This window comes from Ferdinandcohnia sp. SAFN-114 (assembly GCF_059415045.1).
The window spans coordinates 1-8,535 of sequence record NZ_JBPFDQ010000137.1; the positions used below are offsets into that span (position 1 = coordinate 1).

The 8,535-nt window shown below is 34.8% G+C and carries 7 protein-coding genes; 2 read left to right on the forward strand and 5 right to left on the reverse strand.

The window, feature by feature from the left end; translation table 11 throughout:
* The first annotated feature begins 628 nt into the window (after positions 1–628).
* Both istA and istB read left to right on the forward strand, forming a co-directional pair.
* Positions 629–2,149 (forward strand): IS21 family transposase, encoded by a 1,521-nt coding sequence (gene istA / locus ACR65M_RS25570; protein ID WP_440274800.1) that lies wholly within the window; start codon positions 629–631, stop codon positions 2,147–2,149.
* Positions 2,146–2,904: an IS21-like element helper ATPase IstB gene (istB, locus tag ACR65M_RS25575; protein WP_440274801.1), complete on the forward strand. Its 759-nt coding sequence runs from the start codon at positions 2,146–2,148 to the stop codon at positions 2,902–2,904. The genes istA and istB overlap by 4 nt, the downstream gene beginning before the upstream one ends.
* Before the next feature lie 578 nt (positions 2,905–3,482).
* Here the strand turns inward: istB and ACR65M_RS25580 are convergent.
* The 5 genes from ACR65M_RS25580 to ACR65M_RS25600 form a co-directional block, all read right to left on the reverse strand.
* On the reverse strand, positions 3,483–3,788 hold the full coding sequence (locus ACR65M_RS25580) for a DUF5516 domain-containing protein (protein ID WP_440274802.1): 306 nt from the start codon (positions 3,786–3,788) through the stop codon (positions 3,483–3,485).
* 141 nt (positions 3,789–3,929) lie between these two features.
* On the reverse strand, positions 3,930–5,102 hold the full coding sequence (locus ACR65M_RS25585; RefSeq protein WP_440274803.1) for a phosphoribosyltransferase: 1,173 nt from the start codon (positions 5,100–5,102) through the stop codon (positions 3,930–3,932).
* Positions 5,092–6,003 (reverse strand): DNA-processing protein DprA, encoded by a 912-nt coding sequence (locus tag ACR65M_RS25590; RefSeq protein WP_440274804.1) that lies wholly within the window; start codon positions 6,001–6,003, stop codon positions 5,092–5,094. The genes ACR65M_RS25585 and ACR65M_RS25590 overlap by 11 nt, the downstream gene beginning before the upstream one ends.
* Before the next feature lie 278 nt (positions 6,004–6,281).
* Complete coding sequence (locus ACR65M_RS25595; RefSeq protein WP_440274805.1) at positions 6,282–6,491, reverse strand: hypothetical protein; 210 nt, start codon at positions 6,489–6,491, stop codon at positions 6,282–6,284.
* Between the two features lie 548 nt (positions 6,492–7,039).
* Complete coding sequence (locus ACR65M_RS25600; RefSeq protein WP_440274806.1) at positions 7,040–8,335, reverse strand: IS110 family RNA-guided transposase; 1,296 nt, start codon at positions 8,333–8,335, stop codon at positions 7,040–7,042.
* Between the last annotated feature and the right edge of the window lie 200 nt (positions 8,336–8,535).

Consider the following 8,535-nt stretch of genomic DNA (forward strand, 5'->3'; position numbering starts at 1 on the left):
TCAAATTAATGAAAAAGTGTTAAATTTAATATGGATAGGTGTTTTATATATGTCTCATTTGGCTAGGTCAGTTCACAGATACCGAGTTTCTTATGTTTTCTTATCCTTATAGTAAATTTACATTCTTTATTGTATATTTACTTACTTTATTGTATATTTACCAACTATAATGTTAATGGCCATGAAAAATTACATTAAATGTTATTTTTCATGATTGTTCGGAATGTAGTGTTATTATATAGAGGTTAATACAATAGATTATTTTCATAATTATTCGGAATAGAGTTTCATTCACTTTATTAAAATAAAGGATTTTTCATAATTAATCGAAAAAAATAACTCCATTTAATTAGGCTGCAACCTTTCTTTTAACTAAGGACCAAACCCTTTTATGTTCTCCGAGCTGTAACAGAATTGAACTAAAAAGTGCAGCGCTTTGTAAAGGAAATGTTGCAGAGTTCTGCACTTTTTTTAATAAGGTGTTTTTGATAATCTAGATTTGAGCCACTTTTAGACGTTTTGATCACACAAAAAATGAGCCACATGATTTCCAATTCTATTAACCTCTCTTATGATAGAAAGTGACCAAACTTACTTCATATAGAGAGGAACAAAAAGGATGATCGAAATGGCTCAATTTCATAATATCAAATTCTTAAAAGAGGTTGAAGGTTTATCGCAAAGGCAAATTGCGACAAAACTAGGAATTTCCAGAAATACTGTAAGTAAATATCTTAAAGAAGGTACAGCACCAACAACAGTCCTTCGAAAAAAAGTATATGGGACTAAAGAGTATTCACCGGAGACAAAAAGAGTTATTCCAATTATCGATCAATGGCTAGAAGATGACTTGAAAAGCTGCAAAAAACAAAAGCACACGGCTATCAAAATTTTTAATAGATTACAAGATGAATATGAATTCAAAGGCTCAGCCTCCAACATTCGTAAAATCGTAGCAAAGCGCAGGCAACAAATTCAGGAAGTATTTATACCACTTGTTTTTCAACTCGGCCACCAATTCCAATTCGACTGGGGAGAGGCGGATATTATTCTACAGGGTCGAACACAACGCATTTACCTCTTCTGTATCCAACTTTCCGCAAGTCGGATGCGGTTTGTGAGAGCATATCTTCATGCAAAACAGGAGGCATTCCTGGATGGCTTCGTTAATGCGTTTGAGTTTTTAGGAGGAGTTCCGACAGAAGGTTTACTTGATAATCTAAAAACAGCTGTACTAAAAATCCTACAAGGGAGGGATCGACTAGAACAAGAAGCGTTTATTGGTCTCCAAGCCCATTATGTGTTTAAAGCTGAATTCTGTAATCCTGCAAGTGGCAATGAAAAAGGGCGTGTCGAAGGCACTGTTGGATATGTAAGACGGAATGCTTTGGTGCCACATCCTGAAGTTCAATCTATGAATGAACTGAACGAGTACCTCCAAGATTGGTGTCTAAAGGAAGCTGGAAGGACCCACGTCCCTTATAAATCAGAGACTGTCCTAGAAATGTGGACGAAAGAAAAAGAGTATCTTCATCCTCTTCCTACAAATCGTTTTGAAGCTTGTAAACTTTTATCGTGCAAAGTTAATAAAACTTCCCTTATTACAGTGGAAACAAATCATTATTCTGTACCCTGCAGCTATGCTGGTCAAGCTGTATGGGCAAAAATTTTTGTCGATCGTGTAATCGTAGTGGCTCAAAACCAAGTGATCGCAGAACACTCTCGTTCTTATGAACGCAATCAGATGATTACGGTTCTTGATCATTATCTAGAAGTATTACTTAAAAAGCCACGGGCAATCCGTGACGCTCATGCATTCCAATCTACTGAAATCCCTGACGTATTCAAGAGATTCCATTTGAAAATGCGAGAGCAGGAAGGATCTGAAGGTGATAAAAAGTTCATTCGACTTCTCCTCCTCCATCGTGATATTGGTATGAATAATTTAACGACAGCCTTATTGGAAGCAGAGAAATCACAGGTTTTTCGATATGAGAAAGTCCATGAAATTATTCAAATGCTTACAAATCAACATAAACCTATAAGTACTCTTCCTACGGATAAGACACCAGTCAATCTTCTTGATTACAAAGTGAATAAATCCAATATAGAACAGTACGGCCAATTGACAGGAGGTACAAGAAAATGACAACTGAACTACTTTTGGACCACCTTACCAAACAACTACGGATACCTACAATTGCAGCACAATATCGTTCTCTCGCAAGAGAGGCTGAAGATCGTAACTTGAGATATGAAGAATTTCTATTGGCTTTATTAGAAGCAGAATCAGAGTCGAGAGAAGAGAATCAAAGACAACGTAGGCTGAAACAAGCGGCTTTTCCCGTTCAGAAAACACTAGATAGCTATGATTTTAGTTTGATGCCAAGCCTGAACCGAAATCGTTTTCTGACCCTATCAAAGGGAGATTTTGTGGAGAAGAAGGAAAACATAATATTTTTGGGAAACAGTGGGACAGGAAAGTCGCATCTTGCGACGGGTATTGGTGTTGAAATGATAAAAAATGGCTATAAGGTTAAGTTTATCTCGGCTGCAGAATTAGTAGAAGAACTCCTTCTGGCTAATGAAGAACACAAGTTAGGTGCATTGGAAAAACGGTGGCTCAAATTTGATTTGATAATCATAGACGAACTAGGCTATGTGCCATTCACGAAAATTGGATCTGAGCTATTATTCCAATTCTTTGCCGGTCGTTATGAACGAGCGAGTGTTATGATAACTACAAATTTAGAATTCACGGAATGGACCTCTATATTTGGAGATGAAAAAATGACTGCAGCCCTCCTTGATCGACTTACACATAAAGCTCATATCCTCCTACTAAATGGAGAATCTTATCGATTTAGACAAAGTATGAATCAAAGGGATGGGAGCGACCAGTAGTCTGGGCGCGCGAGGAGTTTAGGGTAGTTTGCCCCTCGGGGCAAACTACCCTAAACTCCCAGTCCTCCCCCAAATATGGTAATAACTCAGAATGAAGTGGCTCACTTTTGAAGTGATCACTCTGGCTCAAATTAATATTGACAAATACATAAGGTATAAAGTGCTACCTATTAAACAATCAGTATACAATAAAATAGGTCATTTGACGGCCTCCGTTTTTCAACTCCCTCAGTGTTGATTACGGCCATAGGAATGTACCACTTCTGCCATTTATTTTACCAGCGATTTCCACAATGTTTACCACTGGTTGCCACCGTATTTACCTTAGGGATAAAGTCAAGGTAGTACAGATTTACAAAGTTAAGGATTTCGAAAGATAAAAATCCTAATTCCTCCGTACTTTATAGTGAGAAATTAGGCTTTTTGATGTTCAACAAACGCACCCGATTGCCGAATAACCTCTTCTATTGAACAGTATATTTGTACTGTGTAGCATAGATAAAATAAAGATAACAGTCCTTGTTCAACTAACGCTCACGTTGAACAAGTGAAGGGAAAAATCTCTAGTCTGAAATAGGCTAGAGATTTTCCTTTTTTCTATTATCAAATTTACTTTTTGAAAACTTTCCAACATTCCATGCTCCCCATGAAACTATGCCGATACCTAAAACTCCAACCCCTAAAATTCCAAGACTTTTCGCTTCTTTAGAAGTAAAAGTATATCGTAAGCCCTCTGCTAAATGTGGTGTAGTGTACCCAGATTTTATTAAGTCATTTACCTCGTCGGGTGATTTCAAAACACCTTCGACAAATTGAAAACCTTTAGAAATAAGTTCTCGACTTTCTGCACCTGATATTAGTTTGCCGTTTTCTAACCAAGCCATATTTTTACCTCTTTTCGAGCAGATATTTATTAAAATCCGTAAACTTTGTCTATACTTGAAATTTTAATGAAATGAGCAAGATAACTAAACTGTTAATAGGTCCTAAAGAATCTATAACATAAAAATTAAAGAGTAATGGTTCTAAATCAAATCTGCAAAATTTAAGATTTCTGAATCATTATTAGGATTATAAAACATTTCTTCACCAATATTACCTTCATAAAGTTCCTCATCTATAAACTCATAAGTATATTTAGAATATACATCTCCGTCTATTACATAATTAGTTGAAAAGTATTTTTTTCCGAATTTACCAAATGAGAGAAATATTACTTCTTTAGCACCCGCAGCAAACAGTAAGTGTTTTGCTGCCTCAGCTGAATAACCATTTGTAATATAATCATCAATAATACAAATTACTTTCCCCTTAATGCTATTTTTTAAAGCTGGATTCACAATTAAAGTTTCGAAATCACTATTACTTTTAGTTTCCAAACGAATTGCTCCACTACTATGTTTAGATTGCATTTGTTTATTTCTGATTAATATTTCAGGACCTCTTCTAGGTCCTCCACCAATAACTACTCTAACAGCCTCTTTTAAAAAAGAAACTGATGTAGCTATATTTTGTGGATTTGAAGATGGGAAAGTTCCCCAATAATCAATCTTATTATAATAAGGGTTTGTTGTAACTTCATTTATCAAGTGAAATAATAGAAGAAGTAATATTCTTTGATCACGTTCAGATTTGGTACCTTTTAAATTTGTTTCAAAAACTTGTTTTACTCTCGCTTCTTCTTCGGGTCTATAATACGTATTTGCGTTATTTAAACTTATAACTCTAAAAGAATCTCCAAAGCTCATTTGGAAGTAGTTATCTTTATGAATCTCATCTGCTTTAAAACAATCTATAACATTTTGAAAGTCAATTATGGGCAAACCATATTTTTTTACTTTCTCTGAAACAGTTACTCGACTACTTAATGCCTCTGGATTAAATAATGGAATTTTGCAATTAAAAGAAAAGATAGCATCTTCTTCAACAATTCCTATTACACCAAAAATTCCGCCTTTATCTTTTAACTCTCTAATTTTTTCTTTAGTTTCTGAGCTTCTATTAACAAATTTTATTTTACCTTCATATTCTTTTGGTAAATTTCTTTTCAATATACTAATTGTAGCTTGCTGAGCTACAATAGCTAACTTTACCTTCTCGTTATTAAAGTAATCAGCGATTCGTAAGTTTTTCTCAATCAACTCATTACTTTCATTAAAAAAAACTAATTTAGATACGAAAATTAATTTATTTGTCATTTAGCATTTCCCCTCCAAATTCAAAGATTTTTTTATTTATCGCTTCCTCACCCTGATCTACAAAAAGTATCTTTTTATCCGCTTCATATGCATTTCTAATGGTATTCATAGTTCCACTTTTTAAATTTGTTTCTATAACTATTACTAAATCGCTAATATTGGCAACATATTTATTTCTATCTAAAAAGCTTGATTTATAAGTGTTTTCCTTGGGACCGATAGCTGTTAATAACAAACCTTCTTCAGATATTAAGTTAGCTAAATCTTGATTTTCTTTTGGATAAATTTTATTAAAATTGGTAGGCAACACTGCAATCGTTTTCCCACCAAGACTAAGAGTGATTTCATGTGAGACAGTATCTATCCCCTCAGCTAATCCACTCACAATAATATAGTTATTGCGAACGTATTCTTGTGTTATTTTTTTGGTTAATTCAATAGATTTTTCCGATGGCTTACGGGTACCAACAATAGCAACTCTTTTTCTATCTAACGACAATTGTGAAACATCACCTTTTGAGTACATAAAAAGTGGCATAATTTTTTCTGGAATTAATGCCGTCAATTCATTTTGATCATATTTAAAATAGATCTTACTGCTACCATCTTTTAAAAAAGCTTCAGTATTAAATAATTCAGATTTGAAATTTTTATATTTTTGATAATCTCTTGCTAATTCTCTATCTTTATCTGTAAATTTACTTTCAATTTCCATAATCATTTCGTTTTCATTATTAAAAATACTTTCTAGGGGGTCTAATCTTAACTGAAAAATAGCTTGTAAAAGTGATTCATTAAAACCAAATTGTTTCAAAAAAAATAAGTTACTTCGTATTTTTTGGGTCATAGTTTCCCCCCTTTCTCTTTTCTCTCCTGCTTCCAGCGCTTCTCCATGCTCCATTTCTACTCCATCACCATGAAAAACGTAATAAACTGTGTCATCTTTAGTTCTTTGAATAAACGCAACTTGTCATTTTCTACTAATAATATAGATCCTCTATTTCTCATAATCATAACCTCATTATGTACGTCTTTAGATGGAACAAATTTTCGTAATCTTATAATTATACCACGTCTTCATAAATTGAATAAAAGTTAAACATCGATCTTCACTAAAGCATCCTTCGGCCTTTAGTTAAAGAAGGGTATAAAACCTTATTTTATTCAGAGTCTTCTAAGTTATAATATGCTTTCCAAATATTCACACCTATCAAGTGCTTGCATTTCTGTTTCAAATCCATTTTCAAGTATTTCATCACCATAACATATACACCATTTATTTAAATTATCTACCCATACAACTTTAATCCAATCCCAATGAGAATAACCTTCCTTGTGTTCCATATTACAAAAAATTTCATCCCATTCATCAATATCTAATCTTTTCAAATTAAATCCACCTTCCAATTTTTAATTTTATTTAAAATAAATATTAATAAATTTTAGTTTTATCATCCTTATATCTTGTGGTTTTCGAGTCTATAACTATTAAGAATGATGACTTAAATCTTAAACTAACTCCCTCAATAAAGAAAGGAATATCTCCCGTTTTCTCTGTTTTTCTTAGATTTTCTTAGTAGTTTTATATTAGTGAGCGATCGGATTTTGGGTTATTATCACTTTAAAGGATAATATTGGTGGACAAGAGAAAAAAGAGCTATAGCCTACTAACCAACCTATTACATAAATTGGTATAATAGTAAGAATATGATTGCACCGGTGGATGTCCACATTTCTCATGGAGGTCAACCCTCCCATGCCTCACAGAGTCTTTGCTCTAAAATTCCTTCGTCCAACCTTGCCATGAGGTGGATGTCAGCCATGCTGCCCCACAGGGTCCTGCCCGTAATTTAGTTGCTTTGCCGACTAATCCGTGCTTCAAATGTTCCCAAAAACTTTGCCCTATACAATACTAATTAATCTATTCCAAACCAGAGTTACGCGGCGATTTCTACTTTCTTAGATACTGATAGATGAGGAATGTCCTTTAACATCTTTTCTTCACTGAATTCAAACTGCTTCTTGCCAATCGCAAAAAATATACGAATGAGTTTATTGCACAATGCTATAAGGGACTGCATCTTCTTTAATGGATTATCAGGACGTTTGGTATAGTGAGCATGTAATGCCTTAAACGCTGAATTTTTAGCGACAAGTATCATACAAACCCTGAACAACAGAGCCCTGAGCTTCTTGCGTCCCCTCTTTGTAATCGTCGTTTTTCCTTTGTGCTTGCCAGATGTATTCTCTTTCAGACTTAAACCTGCCAGCTTAATAATTTGTCGAGGATGAGTATATTCAGTAAGATCACCAACTTCCGCAAAGAAGCCGGCAACCGTATCCCTGCCAACACCTTTTATGGCCAACATTTGTTCTACACCTGGTATTTGTTCAAGCAAACCATCTATATTGGCATCCAATTCTTCGAATTTAAGCTGGATTAATTCATATTTATCGAGGAGCGTTTTCAGTTCCAATTTAGCCATTTCAGAACCTTGGCGTAGTCCGATGGACTTGCCGGCTGCTTCCTTTAGCTGTCGGATTTTATTTAGACCAACACTTCGTTTTACAGTCTTTCTTAGATGGATTAGTAATTCTTCATCCGTAAATCGGATTAATTCATGTGGTAATGCCCCCAGTTTCAAAAATTGCAAGGCTGCTTTGCCTTCCCAATCCTTGAATACTGTCAAAAACTCAGGAAAGCACCGGTCAATCCAGTTATGGATTTGTCCCTGGACAATTTGTTGGTCTACCGTTAGAAGATCACGAATTTTTTTAGCCACGCGAAGTTCTGCGTAAACTCCTTGTGGAATTGTGGGTTCGGCGTATCTTCCGTCCTTGACCAATTGGGCGATGACTCTTGCATCCTTTATATCGTTCTTTGTTGGAGAGTTGTCATCAAGCTCCTTGCTTTTCTTGACATGCATAGGATTTACAGCCACAAATTTAATCCCATTTTCTTTTAAAACATGGGCTAGGTTGAACCAATAATGCCCTGTTGGTTCCATTCCAACCATAACTTTATCCATGTTTTGTTCTTTTTTAATTTCAGAAATCCACCTTAGGAAGTACTCAAATCCCTCTTTCGTATTCTCAAATTGACAAGGGGATCCGAACTCCATCCCTCTAAAGTCTTGGGCACGTGCCACATGTTTGAATTTTGCAATGTCTACACCTATAATCAGTGTTTGAGAAGTGATTTGAGCAATCTTCTTATTTTGGTTATAATTCATTTTAAAGCCTCCTGGGATATGGTTTTGTCCTTTTCGCTGGCCAGCTTTAGGACACTCTCATTCTACCAAGAGGTTATTTTTTTGTTCAAACTCCATTTTCATTCATTACAGGAATGCTGCTCCGTTAGTTTCTGTAGTAATTTAACTGATTTATTACCTCATTTAATACACTACATACTGGGGACTCTAAGTGCTTTACT

Coding starts and splice junctions, on each gene's coding strand:
- ACR65M_RS25600 (WP_440274806.1), bottom strand. CDS start 8,335: ATGAATTATAACCAAAATAAGAAGATTGCTCAAATCACTTCTCAAACA.
- ACR65M_RS25585 (WP_440274803.1), bottom strand. CDS start 5,102: ATGACAAATAAATTAATTTTCGTATCTAAATTAGTTTTTTTTAATGAA.
- ACR65M_RS25580 (WP_440274802.1), bottom strand. CDS start 3,788: ATGGCTTGGTTAGAAAACGGCAAACTAATATCAGGTGCAGAAAGTCGA.
- ACR65M_RS25590 (WP_440274804.1), bottom strand. CDS start 6,003: ATGGAGCATGGAGAAGCGCTGGAAGCAGGAGAGAAAAGAGAAAGGGGG.
- istA (WP_440274800.1), top strand. CDS start 629: ATGGCTCAATTTCATAATATCAAATTCTTAAAAGAGGTTGAAGGTTTA.
- istB (WP_440274801.1), top strand. CDS start 2,146: ATGACAACTGAACTACTTTTGGACCACCTTACCAAACAACTACGGATA.